Here is a 20,954-nt window from a genome sequence, read left to right as displayed (position 1 = left end):
AGACATCTCGCCATATCCGGTGAGGCTTTCCCAGTCGACCTGGAATTTTCCCTGCGGACCACGCAGCATGGCGATTTCCAACGAGCCGGTGGGGCGGTTGCTGGCATAGCTCAGGTAAAGAATTTCCGTACCATCGATCTGATAACGCGCCTTGCTGACCAACGCACCAGGCAGGGGATCTGAGGCACCCTGCACTTCATAGTAATCCTTCATCAAGGAGGCGACCCGCTCAGAATGGGCTACCAAGGGAACACGATCCTTCCAAGACTCCGTTTTCCAATACTGGTCCAGCAACTGCAATGCCTGAACCACTTCATCACTGGACTCAAGCAGAGGCATCTCCTTGATGCTGGATTCCGCAGGATGCAGTGAAGCATTCTGATTGGGGGAGTATGCCAGAGTGGGGGTGGCGGAAGGAGCTGTGGGTGTGATTGGGGGGGGGGCAGCACTGCTGGCCGTGAGTTTGGGCAACACCGAAGTGGTGGGGGCTTCGGCATGGGCCGGCTCAAGGGAGATCCCCAGCTTTTCCAGATCCTGGGCTTTCTTCTCTGCGCTTTGGGCCTTTTCGATCAGGGTGTTGCGATTGGCGACGTTGAAGAAATAGAATTTCCATCCCACGTACAGGGTCAGCGACAGGATGACGCACAGGGTGATGCAAACACCCATGAAGGCGCGGTGAGAACCGATGGAGCCAGAGGTCATTGATTAAAGAACAATTCAGATCAATCATGGCGGGGAAGTATCTCGGGCTCAAGCACTTGGTTGATGGATCTCAGTCCCCGCCTAACAGTTCCTGCCCATGAATTACCCCGAAAAAGCCCGCCGCGTGATCCAGCTCGAAATCGATGAGCTGCAGCGGCTGCATGCGCGCATTGACGAATCGTTTGCCCGGGCCATCGAACTGCTGCTCACGGGCGTCCGCCAGCGGGGCAAGCTGATCGTCTGTGGTGTGGGCAAAAGCGGCAACATCGGCCGCAAGCTTGCCGCTACGCTCAACAGCACTGGGGCCACCACCGTGCTGCTCAATGTCGGAGATGCTCTGCATGGCGATCTCGGGGTCATCGATCCGGGTGATCTGGCGATCATGCTCAGCTACAGCGGCGAAACGACCGAACTGCTGGACCTGCTGCCGCATTTGAAGCGCTTTGACATCCCGATCATCGCCATCACCGGCGGGATGCAGTCTACGCTGGCCCGGAATGCGGATGTGGTGCTAGACGTCCACGTCACGCAGGAAGCCTGCCCGTTGAATCTGGCTCCGACCTCCAGCACCACGACGATGCTGGTCTTGTGTGATGCGCTGGCCATGGCGCTGCTGGAAGCGCGGGGCTTTCAATCCGAGGACTTCGCGAGACTGCATCCGGGCGGCTCGTTGGGCCGCGCCCTGCTCACGCGTGTGAGCGATGTCATGCGCAGCGGAGAGCAGCTTGCAGTCATCCCGCCGGATACAACCGTGCGCGAGGGACTACAGGCCATGACCCGCGCGCGCAGCGGCGCCGCCATCGTGACGAATCCGGACGGCACTCTGGCTGGCGTCTTCACGCACGGGGACTTTGTTCGCGCTTTTCAGAAGAACAACGCCATCGCGGACAAGCCGGTGAACGAGTACATGACGCCGCGCCCGGTGAGCATTCAGGCCAGCAAACTCGCCGCCGAGGTTCTTGCCACGCTCGAGAAAAACCGCATCGACGACATCGTGGTGGTCGATGATTCGGGCAAACCCGTGGGCATGGTCGATACGCAGGATCTGACCCGGCTGCGGCTTTTGTGAGGCCTGCTCAGAAGTCCGTCACTTCACGGTAATGCCGCACGCGGTAGCCGCGCTTGCGAAAGAGCTCGATCAAGCCGGTGTCTGAGGTGAAATGCCCGGTGCCCACCAGTACCATCACCTTCTCACCGCGTTTGAGCATCTGCTCCAGACGGTCCATCCAGGAGAGATTGCGGGCGGAGAGGAAAAGATTCATGAGGTCGGGGTACTTCTCCGCCTCGCGGAAGAGCATCTCTTTCAGATCATCCAGCTGGCCATATTTCCAGGCCTTGATCATTTTTTCGAACTCCTCTTTTACGGAGCTGATCTCTCCCAACGTCTGCTCCAAGAGCTCACGCTGCTGCTTTTCACTGAGGGAGGCAAAGAGCTGGAGTTGAAACTCCACCGTTTCGAGTCCTTCGGCGGGCTTGCCGTCCTTCTTCGCCCGTTCCTCAAAGAAAGAGTCTACACCCTGGTCCGACTTGGCGCCCAGAGCCGCATATTCAGTGGAGGTGATCATGAGCGCCACGAACCACGGACGGAAGCGGTTCAAAGAGGAATCCTTCAGGCCGTGTTTGGTGGCCCAAGTTTTCACGGCCTCCCAGGTTTCCTTGTTCACATTCGCCTCCAGCGACTTGTCTGCTGGATACTGGCCGAGCTGCGACATCCGGCTCGTCAGTTCTGATCCTGAAGCCGCGCCTGGTGGCAGTTCCAGGACGAGCTTGTTTGAATACATGTACGCCGCCTCATAGGCCGGGGCCAGGGGGTAGTCTTTCTCGCGTAAAATGTGAATGGTGCCGCACAGGAAAAGGCGGCCACCGTTTGGCCCGTCCACCACCCACACGCTGCCATCACCACCGCCGTCAGCGACAAACGCCGCAGCATCCGGCTTCGCGGCCGGCTTCGCATCTTCACGTTTGCATGCCACGACGCAGACGCAGAGTGCGAGGGCAAGGAGGAAGCGGGGGATCGGCATTGAAACGACTCAAACACTCGGCGGGAGCGGGATGCAACCGGGATGTGCGACATCACTCAAGCCAGCACCGGCTTTACCACGCTGCCATGAACATCCGTCAGGCGGAACTGGCGGCCCTGAAAGCGGAAGGTGAAGCGTTCGTGGTCGATGCCGAGCAGGTGCATCAGGGTGGCCTGGAAATCGTGCACATGGACACCGTCTTTTGCGACGTTGAAGCCGAATTCATCGCTCTCGCCGTAGGTCATGCCGGGCTTCACGCCGCCACCGGCCATCCAGACAGTGAACACGTAGGGGTGGTGGTCGCGGCCCCACTGCTTGGTGTCTTCGATCTTGCCTTGCAGGAAAGGGGTGCGGCCAAATTCGCCGCCCCAGATGACCAGCGTGTCCTCCAGCAGGCCGCGCTGCTTGAGGTCCTTCACCAGCGCGGCACTCGGCGCATCGGTGTCGGTGCATTGAATCTTGAGCTGCGTGTTCAGATTCCGGTGCTGGTCCCAGCCTGCGTGCATAAGCTGCACAAAGCGCACGCCGCGCTCGGCGAGACGACGCGCCATGAGGCAGTTGTAGGCGTAGCTGCCCTGCCGCATCACATCCGGGCCGTACATGTCGAGGATGTGCTTGGGCTCGTCGGAGAAGTCAGTCAGCTCCGGCACGCTCGTCTGCATCTTGTAGGCCATCTCGTATTGCGCGATGCGCGTGGAGATCTCGGGATCGCCAAACTCACGGAGCTTCATCTCATTGAATCCTGCAATGCCATCCAGAATGGTGCGCTTTACCTCACGGCTCATGCCGTCTGCATTGCTCAGATACAAAACGGGATCGCCACTGCCGCGAAATTTCACGCCCTGATACTTCGAGGGGAGAAAGCCGCTGCCCCAGTAGAAGTCATAGAAGATCTGGCCACAGCTCGCCTCCTTGTCGCGCGAGGTCATCACCACAAAGGCTGGCATGTCCTCCGCATCGCTGCCGAGGCCGTAGCTCAGCCACGAGCCAATCGCTGGCCGGCCAGCCTGCTCGCTGCCGGTCATGAAAAACGTGATGGCCGGCGCATGATTCACCTGCGTGGTGTGTAAGGATTTGATGAAGCAAAGCTCGTCCGCCATCGCCGCCGTGTGCGGCAGGAAGTCGCTCACCGTTGCGCCGCTGCGGCCATGGCGTGAGAAATTCGAGATCTCGCCCAGAACCGGACGCGCCGTCTGGCCGCCCGTCATGGTGCTGAAGCGCTTGCCTGCTGCGATGCTGTCCGGGATCTGCGTGCCGTGCATCTTCTTGAGCATCGGTTTGTGATCAAACAGGTCCACATGCGAGGGCGCGCCGTTTTGCAGCAAATAGATCACCCGCTTCGCCTTCGGTGCGAAATGAGGCAGCGTCGGTGCCATGGTGTCCGGCGCCTGCGCTGCAAAGCCTTCTCGTGTCAGCAGCCCGCCCAGCGCTGCGCCACCGATCCCCAGCGCCGTTTTCCCAAAGAGGGAACGGCGGGTCAGGTGAAGGCGATTGGCGTCGAGAGGATGCATGGCAGGGCAGGGGAGGTATCGGACTCAATGCCGCGGCTCTTTCAGATAGGCGTCCAGTGCGCGGGCCAGTTGACCGCCCACAGTCATGTAGTTCTCCGCTGTACTGTTGGGGGTGTTCCAGGCTGTTTCCAGCGTGATTGAAATCGTGCCTTCACCACCATGCGCACGGGCCCAGCCACTGCTCATGCGGCCGCGTTCCTCCTCTGTCTTCACATACGTGGCATAGCGGTACTTTGGCTCCACCTTCAGCGGTCCCGTGAGGTGCGCTGCTGCCAGATCCATCCAGCGCTGGTAGTTCTCCCGTTGGAGGCCGGTCATGCGCTCAAAGCCGAACGGGCCGAAGAAGTACGGCGCACGATCCGTGGGGCCGGGATTGTGCAGGTCCAGAAACACATCCAGCCCGTGAGTGGCCTGGATCTCGGAGATGCGCTTCTGTGCTGCGGTCACTTCGGGGTGATACGGCGCGTCCGACCAGTCGCGGTTGTGATCCTGCGGGAGTGACTCCTTGCCACCCGCGCCGAGGGTCACATTGTCCACGTCCATGATGGGAATGAAATGCACGCAGCAGCGCTTGCGAAAATCTTGAGCCTCCGCGCTCGCGAGCCATTCCACGAAGCCGCGCCCCACCCACGCGCCGCCTGCCTCCCAGGCATGCTGACGCGCATTCACCCACACCTGACGTGGCGCGTTGGGCTTGCCAATGCGGATGCCGCTCACCGGCCGGCCATCGCGCGTTTTCGCGAGTTCAAAGCGCTCCGCTTCATCTCCCAGCTTCGCTTTCACCCCTGCCAGCACGCTCTCTGCCGTTGCTGGGACAAACGGCGGCCCCCAGGCCAGCCAGAGGCTTGGGCCTTCCGCCTGCACTTGGTACACCGCCACCTTGTCTGCTGTGCGCTCCGCTTTGGTGGTCTGGTGCCAGATTTTGCCATCGTGGCTCAGCACCGCCTGGTCCGGCTGGCACCAGGAAGAGGCCAGTACGGTGTCGGGACGAAAAGGCCGCGTCTGCCCCTGCACTTCCAGCGTGATCTTTTGTCCCGCCGTAGTGCCTTCCAGCCGCAGGAACCACCAGCAGGGCCAGCCACGCCCCTCATGCAGCGCGGGCATGATGCGCAGCTTTGCCGCTGTCTGATCGAGCATCACCACTTCTGCATTGCCGCCTTCAAAGTCTGTGACCACCCGCAGCTCTGCATTGGCGATGGCAGTGCCGAGGATCAGGAGTGAAAGAGATTTAATCATGTAGGCAAACAACGGTACCTGTGGCTCGACCTGCGCATCAAACTTTTGGAGACGTTTATTCTTCAAACCGCAAAGAGGTCGCCAGCCAATTGCTTTGAGACTTGTCAGGGAGGGCTGGCCTCGGCTTAAATGACTTCATGAAACATCTCCTCCTCCTGCTCATCGCTCCCGCATGTTTGTGTGCAGCCGATCCTGTTGAACTCAAGCTCTGGCCCGACGGCGCACCTGGCCAGATGCTTCCTCATTCCAACGCCACCGAGGATTTCATCCGCACCAAGGCAGGCAAAAGCACCATCACCGACATTCACGATCCTACGATCACGGTGTATCGTCCGGAGAAACCCAATGGCACCAGCGTCATTGTCGCTCCGGGCGGCGGCTTTGTCTTCCTCTCCGCCATTCACGAAGGCAGCCAGGTTTGCGAGTGGCTCAACACCCTCGGCGTCACCGGCGTCCTGCTCAAATACCGCACGCCTACACGCGATGAAACCGCTCCGCATGAAAAGCCGGTGGCCGATGCTGCCCGGGCGATCGCCCTTGTTCGCGAGCATGCCAAGGAATGGAATCTTGATCCGAAACGTGTTGGCCTGCTGGGCTTCAGCGCAGGAGGGAACCTGCTCGCCCACATCGCCTGTGACCGCGCCACGAAGACCGAGTTGCCGGATTTTGGCATCATGATCTATGGCGGTGGTTTCGTGGACTTCAAAGATCCCACCAAGCTTAAGGAGGGCTTTACCGTGCCGAAGGACGCTCCGCCCATGTTCCTCGCCTGTGCTCATGATGATGGCCAGAACCCCACTGCCGCCACCGTACTCTACCTCGAGTATAAAAAAATCGGCATCCCGTGCGAAGTGCATCTCTTCACCAAAGGAGGTCATGGCTTCGGCATGCGTGACAACAAGCAACCCATCAACGCCTGGCCGCAGAGGTGTGCGGAGTGGATGGAGTCCATGCACTTTTCTTTGAGCGAGCAGCAGTTTGATCGTGAGATCGAGCAGGCGGAAAAAAAGCTTCAATCGAAGTTTAGCCAGATGGGCTTGCTCATGAGCGAGACGAAAGAAAAAGAGCTGAACGAGATCACGGTGCAAATTCAGGACGCCCGCCGCCTGGGTCAGACGGCCGCAGTTGCACGACTGCAGCAAAGGCAGGCCGAACTTACAGGTGCCAACAAGCAGCAGGACAAGGATGATTCCCCCATGCGCGCGCGTATCAACGAGGAACTCATCCAATTGAAAAAAGAAAAGCTCGAGCTCGAAGCCCGGCGGCAGATGTTTCTCGACAGGCAATCCGATCCAAAACAGCCTTGAGTCTTGCAAGACTCCGGGATTGTCGGCTTAGTGCTTGGCATGAAACCGTTTTTGCTCTCTTTGCTGGTCGGGTCATCACTCGTCGCTGCCGATGTCACTTCGGTGCTCAAACAGGAACTGCCATCACTCGTCACGCTCTACAAAGAGCTGCACACGAATCCAGAGCTGTCCCTGCATGAGACCGAAACGGCTGCGCGCATTGCCAAAGAGCTGCGTGAAGCTGGACTCGAAGTCACCGAGAACCTCGGTGGTCATGGTGTCGTCGGCGTTTTAAAGAACGGGGAAGGCCCGGTGATTCTGGTGCGTACGGATCTCGATGCGCTGCCGGTGAAGGAGCAGACGGAGGCTCCCTATGCGAGCACGAAGGTGGTGAAGGATGATCTCGGACGCGAGGTGAACGTGATGCATGCCTGCGGCCATGACGTGCACATGGCCAGCTTTGTAGGGACGGCGCGGGCCTTGGTGAAGCTGCGGGATCAATGGCAGGGAACAATTGTCATGATCGGCCAGCCGGCGGAGGAGCGGGTGCTTGGCGCACGGTTCATGCTGCGTGCGGGTCTGTTCTCAAAATTTCCCAAGCCTGACAAAGCCATCGCGCTGCATTGCTCCTCTGACATGGCGCATGGTACGGTTGGCATTGTCGAAGGCTTTGCACTGGCGAATGTGGACTCCGTGGAGATCGTGGTGAAGGGCGTGGGCGGGCATGGTTCGATGCCGCACCTCTGCAAAGACCCCATTGTGCTTTCGTCACAAATCGTGCTGGCATTGCAGACCATCGTCAGCCGCGAGGTGAGGCCTGGAGATCCGGCGGTGATCACGGTGGGCAGCATCCATGGGGGCACGAAGAGCAACATCATCTCCGACGAAGTGCGCCTGCAACTTACCTTGCGCAGCTACAAAAAGGAAACGCGGCAGCACTTGATCGACTCCATCAAGCGCATCGTCAAAGCCCAGGCGGAGTCCGCCAGCATGCCCGCTGACAAGATGCCGGAGGTGCTCGTGTCAGATGACAGCGCCACGGCGCTCTACAACCAGCCGGAGCTGTGTCAGGAGGTGCGCGGGTTCATCGGGGCGGCAATCGGTGGAGACAACGTCCTCACGCGCGAGCCAGTCATGGGCGCAGAAGATTTCTCTGAATACGGCATGACGAAGGACAAGGTGCCGCTGTGCATGTTTTGGCTCGGTACGCAGCCGCCTGCGGTCGTGGCCGCAGCCAAAGCCAAGGGCACCTCGCTGCCGTCGCTGCATTCTCCGTATTTCAAACCTGTTCCAGAGCCCAGCATCGAGACTGGCGTGACGGCAATGACCTCGGCGGTTATGGGCTTGCTGAAGAAATAAGACGGGCCGCTTTTACTTCCGGCTGAGCTTGTAGAACAGCCAGCCGCCCATGCCGAGGAAGATCACATTGGGCAGCCACATGATGAGGTGCGGCATTGCTGCTGGTGTATCATTGAGCGTGTCTGCCAGAATGATGAAGACGATGTAAACCGTGGCCGTGATCAAACTCAGGGCGAAGCCCGAAGAGGTCTCACGACGTTGCGCGGTCACCCCCAGCGGAATGCCCACCAGTGCGAAGGTGAAGCAGGCCATCGAGAAGCTGTAGCGTTTGCTGAGTTCGGTGAGCGACAGGGAACGCGACACAGGTGTCAGTGCTTCGCCGGTGACCGTATCCTTCCAGGTGCGCACTTCCTCGGCCAGGGCGCTGGTGGTCTTCATGCTGGCGTTCACACGCACGGTGTCCTTCTGCATTTCTGAGAGCGGCAGTTTCAACCATTGCTGATTCATGGCCAGTCCGCCGAGCTGGCCCTGTCCATCGACAGGCACGGTCTCTTCCGTCATGCCTTCGAGTTCCATCAGCAGATCGATCGAGCCGGGAGTGGTGTGAAGGGTCGCTTTGTCGGCGTGGATGTAGGTGCTGGCCTGGGCGCCCTTCAGCATGACGATGTGCATGTCCGTGAGCGTCTTGTCATGGCGCTTGCTGGTGTAAATGCGGTAGCCGGGCACGCGCTCCAGCACCTGGCCCTCCTGGAACAGGGTTTCAGGATTCTTCACCGCCACCTGATAAAACAGCCGCTTCATGCGATCCTTCGCCGCCGGTGCAAGGCTCACATTCACCCACAGGCAGATGCCGCTCAGAGCTATCGCCAGAACAAAGACAGGGGCGCAGATGCGCGGCATGGACATGCCGGTCATGCGCAGGGAGACCAGTTCGTTGTCGGCAGAGAGCCGGCCAAACACAAGCAGGATCCCGGTTAGGAAGGCCCAGGGAATCGTGAAAATGAGCGAGAAGGGAATGACCAGCATCACGAACTCCGCGATCACCGAGGTCGGCAGCTCTGTGTTGCCCAGAAGCTGGTCGAGCTTTTTGTAAACATTGCCCAGCACCATCACGCCACTGAGCAGCGCCACGCCGATCAGCGTGGCTGATGCGACCTGGCGGCCAAGATAGCGGTCAAAGATGCGCGGGAACATGAGGTGGGTCAGGCTAGCGAGTCTTCACCGCCGGGCAATTTGAGATTGCCATAGGCTGCTTCAAACGACGGCCTTTTTGACCTTGCCGAAATCCGTGCCCAGAAAGCGCTTGGCGAGGTTCTCCGCCTGCTCGGAATGATCGGTGAGGTAGATGTCGAGCGTGGGTTTCGATTTGGTCGTCCGCAGCAGGCCGCCCTGTTCGAGGCTGGCTTTCACATGCGCCGCACAGGTGCTGGCGGAGTCCACGAGGCGCACTTTCTGCCCGAGAATGCGCTTCAGCACCGGAATCAGCAGCGGATAGTGGGTGCAGCCCAGCACCAGGGTGTCGATGCCCTTGTCGAGCATCGGCTTCAAATACTCACGCAGCACGGACTTGAGCGCCGGATGATCCGTCCAGCCTTCCTCCACGAACGGCACCAAGAGAGGGGTGGCACGCGCCTCGATCATGATGTCCGGCCGCCGCATGGCGATCTCATGCTGATAGGCATGACTGCGGATCGTGCCCGCCGTGCCGATGATGCCCACGCGTTCGCAAGTGGCATCGGCGAGAGTTGCCTCAACTCCAGGGCCGAGTACGCCGATGACCGGCACGCGGAACGTGGCCTGCAGCAGCGGCAAGGCATGCGCGGTGGCTGTGTTGCACGCCACCACCACGGCCTTCACGCCATGGGAGACGAGGAACTGGGTGTCCTCCATCGAGAAGCGCCGGATTGTGTCCGGGGATTTGGAGCCATATGGCACACGCGCCGTGTCGCCGAGATAAACGATCGACTCATTTGGCAGCAGATCCCGCAGCGCTCGCACGACGGTCAGACCGCCAACGCCGGAGTCAAAAACGCCGAGAGGGCTGCTGGCGGTGACGGGGGGACTCATGGTTGGAATCAACTTTTCCGCGTGAGCTCCACAATGATGGCCTTCTGCGCATGCAGACGGTTCTCAGCCTGATCGAAGATCAAATCAGCGTGGGCTTCCATGACTTCCTCGGTGATTTCCTTGCCGCGATAAGCGGGCAGGCAGTGCATGACGAGGGCGCCAGGATTGGCGTGCTTCATGAGGGCGGAGTTGATCTGCCAGGGCTTGAGGGTCTCGATGCGGTCGGCGCTTTCGGCTTCCTTGCCCATGCTGACCCAGACATCGGTGTAAACGACATCGCAGGCGCCCACGGCTTCGGCAGGATCATCGACGATGCTCACGGTGTTGCCGGGGACACGATGCATGAAGCTTTCCTGCGGTTGAAACGCCTTGGGGGCTCCAATGACGAGTTCAAAGCCGAGATGGACCGAAGCCCAGATCCAGGAGCGGGCCATGTTGCAGTCGCCATCGCCCAGGAAGCAGATGCGTTTGCCTTTCCAGCCGCCGAGGCGTTCCTGAATCGTCTGCAAATCCGCGAGCACTTGGCAGGGGTGCTCGTCATCGGTCAGGGCGTTGATCGTGGGGATGCCGCTGTATTTGGCAAAATCCACCACATCCTGCTGGGCGAAGGTGCGGATGACCGCGCCATGAATCATGCGGCCCATCACACGTGCGGTGTCCTTGATCGGCTCGCCGCGGCCCAATTGGATGTCAGCGCTGGAGAGGAACATCACTGCGCCGCCCAGTTCGCGAATGCCCACTTCAAAGCTGACCCGCGTGCGTGTCGAAGACTTGCTGAAAATCAGCGCCCACTGCTGGCCGGTGAGCACCTGAGGTGATGCCTTGCGGTCCTTTTTCAGCACGCAGCCCAGATCGACGATTCTCTCGATTTGTTCCTTGGTGAGTTCTTCGATGGAAAGGAGGTGATTCATATCTTGGCGGGTTTTACGCGAGCTGATCGAGCACGCTCTTGAAGATGGCGAGCCCTTCGTCGGCATGGGCTGCGGTGATGTTCAGCGGTGAGAGCCAGCGCACGACATTGGGGCCGGCGGGGGTGACCATCATGCCGGCATCGAGCAATTGCTGAGCAAGGAAGATGGAGGGCAGTTTGCCGCCTGATTTCGCGGAGATGGCTTCGGCATTGAGTTCAAAGCCGATGAACAGGCCTAGCTGGCGCACCTCTTTGATCAGCACGTGATTCCAAGTGCACGCTGCGGCAGCGATGGCGGCACCGCGCGTTTTGGCATTGTCGCAGAGGTGTTCGTCCAAAATCGTGCGCAGCGTGGCGATGCCCACGGCGCAGGCGAGGGGCGATCCGCCATAGGTGGTGCCATGCGTGCCGGGGCCGAGTGTCTTGCTCAGATCGCGGCGGTCATTGACCCAGAAAGAGCCCAGTGGGAAGCCGCTGCCAATGGCCTTGGCCCAGCTGATGCCATCGGGTTGAATTTCATCTCCTGGAATGATGCTGCGCCAGCCGGCCATTTCGCCCGCACGGCCAAAGCCGCACTGCACTTCATCAAGGAGCAGCAGCAGATCTTTCTCGCGGCACAAGCGCTGGGCGGCGCGCAGGAACTCGGGAGTGACGGCGTTCACGCCGCTCTCACCCTGAATGGGCTCCATTAAAATGGCGACCGTCTTGTCGGTGATCGCAGCTTCGAGTGCCACGATGTCATTGAAAGGCGAATAGACGAACCCGGGCGGCAGCGGACCAAATCCTCCATGGATCTTCTCCTGCGCCGTGGCGGTCATGGCACCAAAGGTGCGGCCATGAAAGGAACCGGTGAAGGTGATGATCTCGTAGCGCCCGCCGGTCTGCTGGCCGTATTTCCGAGCCAGCTTGAGCAGGCCTTCATTGGCCTCCGCACCGCTGTTGCAGAAGAAGCATTTGCCGGCAATGCCGACGCATTCTTCGACGAGGATGCGCGCCAGTTCGGCCTGCTTGTCGATGCAGTACCAGTTTGAAACGTGGATGAGCGTGTTTGCCTGCTCCGTGAGCGCCTTCACCACGGTGGGTGGGCAGTGACCGAGCGGGCACACGGCCACGCCACCGGCGAAGTCGAGATACTTTTTCCCATCACGATCCCAGACGTACGGGCCTTCGCCACGCACCGGCCAAACGTTGTAACGACCGTAGTTAGGCAGGACAAACTCCTGCATCAGTTGATCACTCGTTCTCATCTCAGGATTACAAATGGATTTCAGTGCCGATCCCGCCGTCGGTGAAGATTTCGAGAATCAGCGCATGCGGCAGGCGGCCGTCGATGAGATGCACCTTGCCCACGCCGCCACGCAGCGAATCGAGCGATGAGTCCACCTTGGGAATCATGCCGCCGCTGATGATGCCGTCCGCCTTCAGTTTGGCGATGGAGGCCTCGTCGAGACTTGGGATTAGCGTGGTGTCGTCTTTTGGATCACGCATCACACCGCGTACGTCACTGAGGAAAATGAGCTTCGTGGCCTTGAGGCGTTTTGCCAGGCCGCAGGCCGCGAGATCGGCGTTTACATTGAGCGTTTTGCCAGAGGCGAGCTCACGGGCGACGGGAGAAACCACGGGCACGAATTCGCCGGCTACAGCGGCCTGGATCAGACCGAGCTTGCAGTCGTTGACTTCGCCGACCCAGCCGAGATCGCCCTTCATCTTTTCGCCCAGAAAGACTTCCGTGCCGGGAATGCCGACGGCTTTGCCGCCAAAGGCATTGATCTTGGTCACGATTTCCGGGTTGATCACACGGGCGAGCGTTTCTTCGACGATCTTGATCGTCTCGTCATCAGTGACGCGCATGCCGTTGATGAACTTCGCCTGCAGACCGGACTCGGTCATGGCCTTCGAGATCGCCTTGCCGCCACCGTGCACAATGACGGGATTGATGCCCACAGCTTCGAGGAAGACGACGTCGCGCAGAAAGGAATCCACCTGCACGGGGTCTTCCATCGCACTGCCGCCGACCTTGATCAAAAACGTGCAGCCACGGAAGCTCTGCATGTAAGGCAGGGCTTCAAGAAGTACGGCGGATTTGGTGATTTGAGCGTCGAGTGAATTCATCGCGATGAAGATGACTGCGTGAACCGATCAAGCGAAGCCTTTCTGGCGTTTCGCATGAATGGCGGCGGAGTATTCCGAGCTGTTGAAATCCACGTATTCTTCGGAGAGGTCGCTGGTGTAAACGGTGTAGCCGCTGGTGCCTAGATTGAGATCAATGGTGACGGTGAACTTCGGTTCCTTAACGACCTTTTCCAGCTCCGCCACAGGCGTGTGGTTGACGAGTCCTCCTTTACAAGCCTGCAGACCGCCGAAATAGATGTCGATGAGCTCTTCACGAATGCGCGCGCCGGAATAGCCGACGGCGTGGATGATGCGGCCCCAGTTTGGGTCGCAGCCATGGAAGGAGCACTTCACGAGGAGTGATTTGGCGACGGTCTCGGCCACCTTGCGCGCATCGGCCAGCGTGCGTGCATTGCGGACGCGGATTTCGACGAACTTGGTCACGCGCTCGCCGTCGCAGACTATCATCTTGGCCAGTTCCAGCATCACCTTGTGCAGCGCGCAGCGGAAGAGTTCCGCTTCGGGCGAGCCCTTTTTGATCGTGGGCACATCGGACTGGCCGTTGCTCATCACGATGACGGTGTCGTTCGTGCTGGTGTCGCCGTCGATGGTGATGCAGTTGAAGCTCTTCTCCACGGCGTAGCGCATGGAGCGGTGCAGCTCATCCTTGCCGATCCTCACGTCGGTGGTGATGAAGCAGAGCATGGTGGCCATGTTCGGGCAGATCATGCCCGCGCCTTTGGCGATGCCGCCAATACGGAAGCTGCCTTTGCCGCAGGGCACATCGACTGCGAAGGACTTGGGCTGCGTGTCGCTCGTCATGATCGCGCGCATGGCGTCATCGGAACCATCGGACTTCAGCTTGGCCACGGCATCGGGCACTTTGACAATGACACGCTCAATGGGCATCGGCATGCCGATGATGCCGGTGGAGCAGACGAGCACCTGGCGCATTTTCACACCGAGCTGTTCAGCCACAGCCTTGGTCATGGCCTTGGCGTCCTGAATGCCCTGCACGCCGGTGCAGGCATTGGCATTGCCGCTGTTGGCGATGATGGCACGGGTGTCGCTTTCCTTGATGTGCTGCTGGCAGACGCGCACGCAGGCGGCGCGTACTTTGTTCGTCGTGAAGACCGCGTCAGTCGTCGTTGGGCCGTCGGAAACGATGAGCGCCAGGTCAAGGCGGGTGGCTTCAGGATTCTTGATCCCGCAGGTCACGGCACTGGCGCGAAACCCCTTTGCGGCGGTCACGCCGCCTTCGATGACTTTGAAAGAGACGCGGCATTCGCGTTCGTCGTGTGCTTTGGTCGCCATAAAATTAGACGTACAGCAGGCCTGCGGTGGCCTCGAAGCCGCAGATGAGGTTCATGTTTTGTACAGCCTGGCCGGAGGCGCCTTTGCCGATGTTGTCTTCGGTGCTCATCAAAATGAGCTGCCCTGCGCGGGCGTCATAGGACCAGCCGATGTCCACGAAGTTGGTGCCGGTGACGTTTTTAGTATCTGGAGACTGATTCACCCCCAGCAAACGCACGAAGGGTGCTGAATCGTAGGCCGAATGCAGCGCCGCGCTGATTTGATCAATCGTGACTCCCGGCTGCAGCTGCGCAAAGGTCGTGGTGCAGATGCCCGAATGCGTGGGCATGAGGTGCGGTACAAAAGTGAGCTTCACCTCACGGCCTGCGGCGATGGCGAGTTCCTGCCCGATCTCGCTCAGGTGCCGGTGCAGCGGCACGCTGTAGCTGCGCACGCTGTTTTGTACTTCGCAGAAGAGGAGGGGAATGCTTTCTTTGCGTCCGGCGCCGCTGGCACCGCTCATGCTGGCCACGGCGAGCGGAGACTCCGCCAGCAGGCACGCCTTCAGCAGTGGAAGAAGAGGCAGCAGAATGCTGGTGGGGTAGCAGCCGGGGCAGGCGATGAGCCGTGAGGTCTTGATCTGCTCCGCACGTATTTCCGGCAGGGCATACACAGCTTCATCCAGCAGTTCAGGCGCAGGATGGGCGTGGCCGTAGAATTCCTCATAGAGCGCCGGACTCCGCAGACGGAAGTCCGCGCTGAGGTCGATCACCTTGAGTCCCAGCTCCAGCAGGGGCTTGGCATATTCAGCGGACACCCCGTGAGGGAGAGCGAGAAAGGTGATCTCGGCACCGGCGGCTTTCAAGGCAGCGGCGTCAGGAGCGGTGAAGGTCAGTGAATCGGCCACGCCAATACTGCGGAAGCGCGGAAACTCCTTGGAGAGCGCTTTTCCTGCCAGCGAGCGCGAAGTCACAGCCACCAGTTCCACGTTTGGGTGCCGCAGCAGCAGGCGCAGCAATTCTGCTCCAGAGTAACCACTGGCTCCTACGACGGCGACTTTGACGGGTGCGGACATATTGCGGGGGGCGGAGTATGGGTTGTCATGGGGGCCATGCAACCCTGAAATAGGTCATTTCTCGCCCCTCTAGAGCACGCATCGTGCCGCTTGTCAGCGGGCTTCGCCTCGCGCACTGTCAGCACCCCCATGAGCGATCCCACGCCTGAACCCCCAGAGACCGAAAAACCCAAAGCGCCCGGCAGTCCGGAGGAGATCACGCGCAAGTTGGAGGATTTTATCAAAAACACTCTGGGTGGCCAGGTGCTCTTCACCCGCGTGGAAGGCCCCGGAGGACGTCCCATGCCGGAGGGCGAGGAGAAGCCCGTCGAAGAGGCCAAGCCCGACCATGGCCGGGTCTTTGAGTTCAACTACCGCCCTGCCGACATCAAGGCCCACCTCGACCGTTTTGTGATCCGCCAGGACGAGGCCAAAAAAGTGCTCGCCACGGCGGTTTGTGATCACTACCACCACGCGCAGATGCTGCGAGATGATCGCGCATCTGAGTCAGGCGGTGCCAGGCTGGAATTTTCCAAGCAGAACGTCATCATCATCGGCCCCACCGGCGTCGGGAAGACCTACCTCGTCAAACACATCGCCGATCTCATCGGCGTGCCGTTTGTGAAGGCGGATGCGACCAAGTTCAGTGAAACCGGCTACGTCGGCGCGGATGTGGATGATCTGGTGCGCGATCTCGTGGCCAAGGCCAATGGCGACATCGAACTCGCGGAGCATGGCATCATCTATCTGGATGAAATCGACAAGCTCAGCAGCGGCCCCGAAAGACTCGGGCGCGATGTGAGCGGGCGCGGCGTGCAGACCACCCTGCTGAAACTGATGGAGGAAACGGAGGTGGCCCTCTATGCGCCAAATGACATCCGCAGCCAGATGCAGATGATGTTCGACACCCGCAAAGGCCGCACTGGCCGCGAGGTGGTAAACACGCGCAACATTCTCTTCATTGTCAGCGGTGCCTTCGGCGGTCTGGAAAAGATCATCGAGAAGCGCACGAACCGGAAGTCCATCGGCTTCGTTTCCGCAGACACGAAAGACACTTCCTCGGAATATTTGTTCCGCGAGGCGCGCACGAAGGACTTCATCGACTACGGTTTCGAGGCGGAATTCATCGGCCGCCTTCCCGTGCGTGTGGTGTGTGATCCGCTGAGCGCGGACGACATGTTCCAGATCATGAAAAACTCCGAGGGCAGCCTCATCCGCCAGTATGAGCGCGAGTTTGCCGCCTACGGAGTCAAGGCAGTTTTCAAGGACGATGCCCTGCGCGAGATCGCCAGCCGCGCGGAGGATGAAAAGACTGGAGCACGTGGTCTAGTCACCGCCTGGGAGCGCGTGCTGCGTGACTTCAAATTTGAAATGCCCAGCCTCGGTCTGCCAGAACTCCAAGTCGACGGCTCGCTCGTCAAAGAGCCGGAGCAAGTGCTTGCCAAATATCGAGCCGAAGCCGTCAGCCAGTTCAGAGAACTCGGTGCCGCCCATGCGGGTGAGGTCAGAGCTTTTGCGGAACGCTTTCAGCGTGAGCATGGCTTCCTGCTCGACTTTGACAGCGAGGCCATCGCCGCAGTCGCCGCGCGTGCTCAGCGTGAAGGTCTGCATGTGGAGGCCATGTGCGCGAAGCTCTTCAAAGATTATCCCTTTGGCCTCAAACTCGTCACTCGCAGCACCGGCGCGACGAGCTTTGTCATCACTCCGGACGCGATCGCGAATCCTGACAAGTATGTCAGTGAGCTCGTCGTAAACGCCTGCCGCAGCCAGCCGGAGCCGGTTTCCAATAACATCATCGACATCACCCCTGACACTCCTGCCCATGAACCGTAATCATGTCGCCGCCATGTTCATTGGCGTGCTGGTCTGCATCCCGTTGCTGGCCTTGTACCATTTTGGTTATTTCAAAGCCACGGCCGAATGGTTCGCAGTGCTGTATTCGCGCGGTTTTATTTTGCCGGCCGGCGGCTTGAAGCAGATGCTTTGGCTGCAATACGGCTACTACACATGCATAGCCTTCATCAGCGCCTGGGTGTGCATAGAGATGCCCTCACAGTGGCGGCGTTTTGCTTTCCTCCTTGGCGGCACCTTCCTCACCACCACTTTTGCCTGCATCATGGCCATGAGCGGGGTTTTGTTTGAGCCCATATCGGGCTCGCTGGCGCTGTGGTTCGCCGGTATCGCGGGCATTGCCGTGGGCGGTTCGGTCAATGCTTACCGCTGCCATGTGATGCGCGATTACTTCGTCGGGCGGCTGTCCACGCGCCTGTTTGAGGAGCTCGCGGATCAAAACAACCCGGCGAAAATGACGGAGCGCCGTGAGATCACCGTGCTGACCTGCCGCCTGTTGAATCATGGGGAGCTTGCCACGGGCATTGAGGCATCGCAGTTCGAAGAACTGGCCACGCATTTTCAGCGCAGCATTTCAGGGTTCCTCATCGAGCGCGGTGCCTATCTGGATGACTGCAATGCGCGGCAGGTGCGCGTCTTCTTTGGATTCCCGCTCACAGACGAGCATCATGCTCTTCACGCCGTCCAGGTGGCCGCCGTGCTGCGCAACCACGTGGCCACGCTGACGCGAGAAATCGATCAGCGCTTCGGCAAGAAGGCGCAGATTGGCGTGGCGTTCAGCACCGGGCCGGCGGTCTGCGGTCTGTTTGGGGTGAGTCACTTTGAAAGCTTCAGCGCCGTGGGAGATGTGATCGATTTTGCTTCGCAGCTCTGCATCTTGAATGCCGAGTACGGCAGCAAGGTGCTTCTAAGCGCGAGGACGTATGCACTGGCAAAGGACAATGCCGAGGTGCGCCCGATGGAAATGGTCAGCACCGTAGGCTCCAGTCAGATGAGCGAGGTGTATGAACTGCTTGCTGAGAAAGGTGCGCTGCCAGAGCCGGACATCCGCGCCCGTGATTCCTTCTGGCAGGGCGTGGTGCAGTATCGCAAAGGCGATCTGAAGCAGGCGCAGGAAAGCTTCAACAGTGCCGTCATCGAGGACCGTGAGGATGCGCCGCTCAAGTACTTCATGGACCGCGTTGATCTGGCTTTGAAGGAAAAATCTTCACCGGGCAAAGAGACACCCAAACATTCGCGCAAGCTCGCGGTGACCTGAGTTTTTTTGCCGTGCGTATCGACTATCCACCTGCGATCCAGCGACTCGTCGCCCAGCTCAAATCGTTGCCGGGCCTGGGACCGCGCAGCGCGGAGCGTCTCATGATCTGGCTGTTGCAAAAGAGTGATGAGCGCATCCCCCTGCTTTCCAACACGCTGCTGGAGGCCAGGGAGCGCATCATTCCCTGTGATGATTGCGGGTTCTTCATTGAAAGCGACAGCGAGTGTTTGCTCTGCCACGATCCGCGCCGCCAGCAGCGGCAGCTTTGCGTGGTAGAGCAAGCTGCGGATGTGCTGCGCATGGAGCGATCAGGAGCGTTCCAAGGCTTATATCACGTCCTCGGCGGCAGGCTTTCGCCGCTCGATAATGTGACCCCGGAAGACCTGCGCATGGAGTCACTGGTCAATCGTGTGCGGGATCTTCACACGGAAGAAGTCATCATCGCCCTTGGCTCCGATGTCGAAGGCGAAGCCACCGCCAGCTACATTGCCGATCTGCTGCGCCCGGCTGGCATCGCCGTCACCCGTCTGGCGCAGGGCATGCCTGCCGGGGGAGGACTCGACCACGTGGATGAACTCACGCTGTATCAGGCCTTGCACGGACGGCGGAAGATGGTGTGAATCACTCCAGCCCCAGCGCCGCCACCTCGTCTTCATCCAGCCCAAGGTAGTGGCCCAGTTCATGGAGGAAGGTGATGCGTACTTCGTGGCGGTAGGTGGTGAGATCACCGGCGCATTCGTCCCAGAGATTGTCGAGAAAGAGGCGGATGCGCGGCATCTCGTCCGGAGTTTCCGGCAGCCCATCACTGCGGGAGAGACCTTCAAACAGGCCCAGCAGATCGGGATCCAGATCCTCATCAATATCGATCAGGGCATCCATCTCCGTCAGCTCAATGCGGCAGTCTCCAGCTTCATTGCGGATCTCCGACGGCAGTGAGAGAAGAGTGTCTTTGACGACTTTGGTGGCGATGGTGAGAAGGCGTGGGAATCGCATGATTGATTACTTGCCCGTTTTCTTTTCGGCGGCGGCTGGCTGTGATTTTTTCTTCAGGGTTTCGAGTTCTTTCTGTTGTTCCTCGGCCTGCTTTTGCAACTGCTGCACGCGGTCCCAGAGTTTTTTCAGATCGGCGGGGCTCTCCAAGCCCGCACGGATGTCCTGCACGGATTTGGCTGCAGCCTCGCGCACGGGATCGATGCGAGCATTGCCGCTGGCGAGCAGTGGCTCCAGCACGGCAAGCGCCTTGGGATCGCGCAGCGTGCCGAGAGCCTTGGTGCTGGCTATACGCCAGCTGGGCCGAGGGTCGGTGAGTTTTGTGGAGAGAAATTCACGCACGGCGTCGCGTTGCGTGTTCGTGGGCCGGCGTGCGAGGAAGGCGACTGCATCGAATGCGATGCCTGCATCACGACCACGGAGATCGTTGAGGGACTGCAGCCGGGCCAGCAGGTCTGGAACGGCGGATTCGTCGTCCTGAGCGCGCAGTGCTTTGATGGCGGCGAGCTGAAGCGCGCTGTTGTAGCTTGTGCCGCTCAGGTGGGTGCGGAGTGCTTTGGCAACTGAGGCATCCCCAGGGCGAGCGCCCCAGGTTTCGATGATGCTGGCGAGAATGTCGGGGTTCTTTTCGCTCTGGGCCATTTTCCAAAGCGTCTCCTGGGATTCCGCCGTGTTCAGGGGCGCAAGAGATTGCACGATGGTCCTGCGCACGCGTGCATCGGGCTGGTTGCTGCTGCCTGCGATCAATGCCGCACGGGCTTCGGGCTCGGCGATTTTCGCGAGGGCTTTCGCTGCTTCTGCACGGACGGCGTAGAAGGCATCTTCACGCAGGGCTTTGCCAAGCTTGTCGATGTGCTTCCCATCAAGCGTGCTGATGGCGAGCAGGCGGCCGAGGACATCAGATTGCAGCTGCTTGTCGAGCATAGGACCTGCTGGTGTGAAGGCGACTTTGGCCAGCACGGTGTAGTCGGGATCGATGCGCACCAGTTCCGGCTGGGCGGGCAGGGGGAAATAAAAGTCTTCGACCTCTTTGCTGACGTCTGCTTTGACACGCAGCAGCTCCTTTTGTCCGGGAATGGCAAAGCCAACTGGCAGCGGTACGCGGAAGAGGCGCACTTGTTCGCTGAGTTTTTGAGTCTGCCGAACGGTGATTCGGGCCTGCTTGGAAGCCGCGTCCCAGGCATAGTCGATTTTCAATTCAGGCACGCCGCCATGGAAGAGCCACTGGTCGAAAAACTGGTCAAACGAAAGCCCGCTGACTTCTTCAATGACGTCCTGCAGATCTTCAGTTCGAACGATGCTGTTGCGATGGCGCTCAAGATACGTCCGGATGCATTTGCGATACAATTCCGGGCCGAGCTGGC

19 protein-coding genes are annotated in these 20,954 nt (G+C 59.8%); 6 read left to right on the top strand and 13 right to left on the bottom strand.

Annotated features, from left to right (window positions below):
• Positions 1–702 (bottom strand): hypothetical protein (locus tag ACIREA_RS07885; protein ID WP_397381714.1); only part of this gene is annotated, 702 nt, incomplete at its 3' end.
• A 97-nt stretch (positions 703–799) separates the two neighbouring features.
• Here ACIREA_RS07885 and ACIREA_RS07880 point away from each other — a divergent pair.
• Positions 800–1,771, top strand: a complete 972-nt coding sequence (locus ACIREA_RS07880) for an SIS domain-containing protein (protein ID WP_397381713.1) — start codon at positions 800–802, stop codon at positions 1,769–1,771.
• A 7-nt stretch (positions 1,772–1,778) separates the two neighbouring features.
• Here ACIREA_RS07880 and ACIREA_RS07875 read toward each other — a convergent pair whose 3' ends face one another.
• From ACIREA_RS07875 to ACIREA_RS07865, 3 genes are read right to left on the bottom strand one after another with little or no spacing between them, the layout of a single operon-like run.
• Entirely contained in the window at positions 1,779–2,723 is a 945-nt protein-coding gene (locus ACIREA_RS07875) for a TraB/GumN family protein (RefSeq protein WP_397381712.1), read from the bottom strand.
• 56 nt (positions 2,724–2,779) lie between these two features.
• Positions 2,780–4,234 carry a DUF1501 domain-containing protein gene (locus ACIREA_RS07870; RefSeq protein WP_397381711.1) on the bottom strand — a complete coding sequence of 485 codons (1,455 nt, stop codon included), beginning with the start codon at positions 4,232–4,234 and terminating at the stop codon, positions 2,780–2,782.
• Between the two features lie 24 nt (positions 4,235–4,258).
• A complete protein-coding gene (locus tag ACIREA_RS07865; RefSeq protein ID WP_397381710.1) occupies positions 4,259–5,470 on the bottom strand; it encodes a M14-type cytosolic carboxypeptidase in 1,212 nt (403 codons plus the stop codon).
• A gap of 137 nt (positions 5,471–5,607) precedes the next feature.
• Between ACIREA_RS07865 and ACIREA_RS07860 the strand changes: the two genes are divergently transcribed.
• Both ACIREA_RS07860 and ACIREA_RS07855 read left to right on the top strand, forming a co-directional pair.
• The gene (locus tag ACIREA_RS07860; RefSeq protein WP_397381709.1) at positions 5,608–6,777 is read left to right on the top strand and encodes an alpha/beta hydrolase fold domain-containing protein; all 1,170 of its coding nucleotides are present in this window, start codon (positions 5,608–5,610) and stop codon (positions 6,775–6,777) included.
• A gap of 39 nt (positions 6,778–6,816) precedes the next feature.
• Positions 6,817–8,115 carry an amidohydrolase gene (locus tag ACIREA_RS07855; protein WP_397381708.1) on the top strand — a complete coding sequence of 433 codons (1,299 nt, stop codon included), beginning with the start codon at positions 6,817–6,819 and terminating at the stop codon, positions 8,113–8,115.
• Positions 8,116–8,127: 12 nt separating this feature from the next.
• Here ACIREA_RS07855 and ACIREA_RS07850 read toward each other — a convergent pair whose 3' ends face one another.
• The 7 genes from ACIREA_RS07850 to argC are packed head-to-tail and all read right to left on the bottom strand — an operon-like array spanning position 8,128 to position 15,512.
• A complete protein-coding gene (locus ACIREA_RS07850; protein ID WP_397381707.1) occupies positions 8,128–9,249 on the bottom strand; it encodes an LptF/LptG family permease in 1,122 nt (373 codons plus the stop codon).
• 60 nt (positions 9,250–9,309) lie between these two features.
• Complete coding sequence (gene murI / locus ACIREA_RS07845) at positions 9,310–10,122, bottom strand: glutamate racemase (protein WP_397381706.1); 813 nt, start codon at positions 10,120–10,122, stop codon at positions 9,310–9,312.
• A gap of 8 nt (positions 10,123–10,130) precedes the next feature.
• Complete coding sequence (argF, locus tag ACIREA_RS07840) at positions 10,131–11,033, bottom strand: ornithine carbamoyltransferase (RefSeq protein ID WP_397381705.1); 903 nt, start codon at positions 11,031–11,033, stop codon at positions 10,131–10,133.
• Positions 11,034–11,046: 13 nt separating this feature from the next.
• Positions 11,047–12,279: an aspartate aminotransferase family protein gene (locus tag ACIREA_RS07835; protein ID WP_397381704.1), complete on the bottom strand. Its 1,233-nt coding sequence runs from the start codon at positions 12,277–12,279 to the stop codon at positions 11,047–11,049.
• Positions 12,280–12,286: 7 nt separating this feature from the next.
• A complete protein-coding gene (gene argB, locus ACIREA_RS07830; RefSeq protein WP_397381703.1) occupies positions 12,287–13,144 on the bottom strand; it encodes an acetylglutamate kinase in 858 nt (285 codons plus the stop codon).
• A gap of 27 nt (positions 13,145–13,171) precedes the next feature.
• A complete protein-coding gene (gene argJ, locus ACIREA_RS07825; protein ID WP_397381702.1) occupies positions 13,172–14,458 on the bottom strand; it encodes a bifunctional glutamate N-acetyltransferase/amino-acid acetyltransferase ArgJ in 1,287 nt (428 codons plus the stop codon).
• 4 nt (positions 14,459–14,462) lie between these two features.
• Positions 14,463–15,512 carry an N-acetyl-gamma-glutamyl-phosphate reductase gene (gene argC, locus ACIREA_RS07820; protein ID WP_397381701.1) on the bottom strand — a complete coding sequence of 350 codons (1,050 nt, stop codon included), beginning with the start codon at positions 15,510–15,512 and terminating at the stop codon, positions 14,463–14,465.
• 129 nt (positions 15,513–15,641) lie between these two features.
• On the opposite strand from argC, the gene ACIREA_RS07815 reads away from it, so the two are divergent.
• The 3 genes from ACIREA_RS07815 to recR are packed head-to-tail and all read left to right on the top strand — an operon-like array spanning position 15,642 to position 19,220.
• Positions 15,642–17,324, top strand: coding sequence for an AAA family ATPase (locus tag ACIREA_RS07815; RefSeq protein WP_397381700.1), 1,683 nt, complete (start codon positions 15,642–15,644; stop codon positions 17,322–17,324).
• Positions 17,314–18,600, top strand: coding sequence for an adenylate/guanylate cyclase domain-containing protein (locus ACIREA_RS07810; RefSeq protein ID WP_397381699.1), 1,287 nt, complete (start codon positions 17,314–17,316; stop codon positions 18,598–18,600). The genes ACIREA_RS07815 and ACIREA_RS07810 overlap by 11 nt, the downstream gene beginning before the upstream one ends.
• An 11-nt stretch (positions 18,601–18,611) precedes the next feature.
• Positions 18,612–19,220 (top strand): recombination mediator RecR, encoded by a 609-nt coding sequence (gene recR, locus ACIREA_RS07805; protein WP_397381698.1) that lies wholly within the window; start codon positions 18,612–18,614, stop codon positions 19,218–19,220.
• A 1-nt stretch (position 19,221) separates the two neighbouring features.
• On the opposite strand, the gene ACIREA_RS07800 is transcribed toward recR, so the two are convergent.
• Both ACIREA_RS07800 and ACIREA_RS07795 read right to left on the bottom strand, forming a co-directional pair.
• Positions 19,222–19,593: a metallopeptidase family protein gene (locus ACIREA_RS07800; protein WP_397381697.1), complete on the bottom strand. Its 372-nt coding sequence runs from the start codon at positions 19,591–19,593 to the stop codon at positions 19,222–19,224.
• A gap of 6 nt (positions 19,594–19,599) precedes the next feature.
• A partial coding sequence (locus ACIREA_RS07795; protein WP_397381696.1) for a HEAT repeat domain-containing protein occupies positions 19,600–20,954 on the bottom strand: 1,355 nt, incomplete at its 5' end.

Origin of the sequence: Prosthecobacter sp., from assembly GCF_044373815.1 — a bacterium.
Lineage (GTDB): Bacteria > Verrucomicrobiota > Verrucomicrobiia > Verrucomicrobiales > Verrucomicrobiaceae > Prosthecobacter.
The sequence above is the reverse complement of the archived record's forward strand: the minus strand, read 5'-3'. Positions and strand labels throughout refer to the sequence as shown.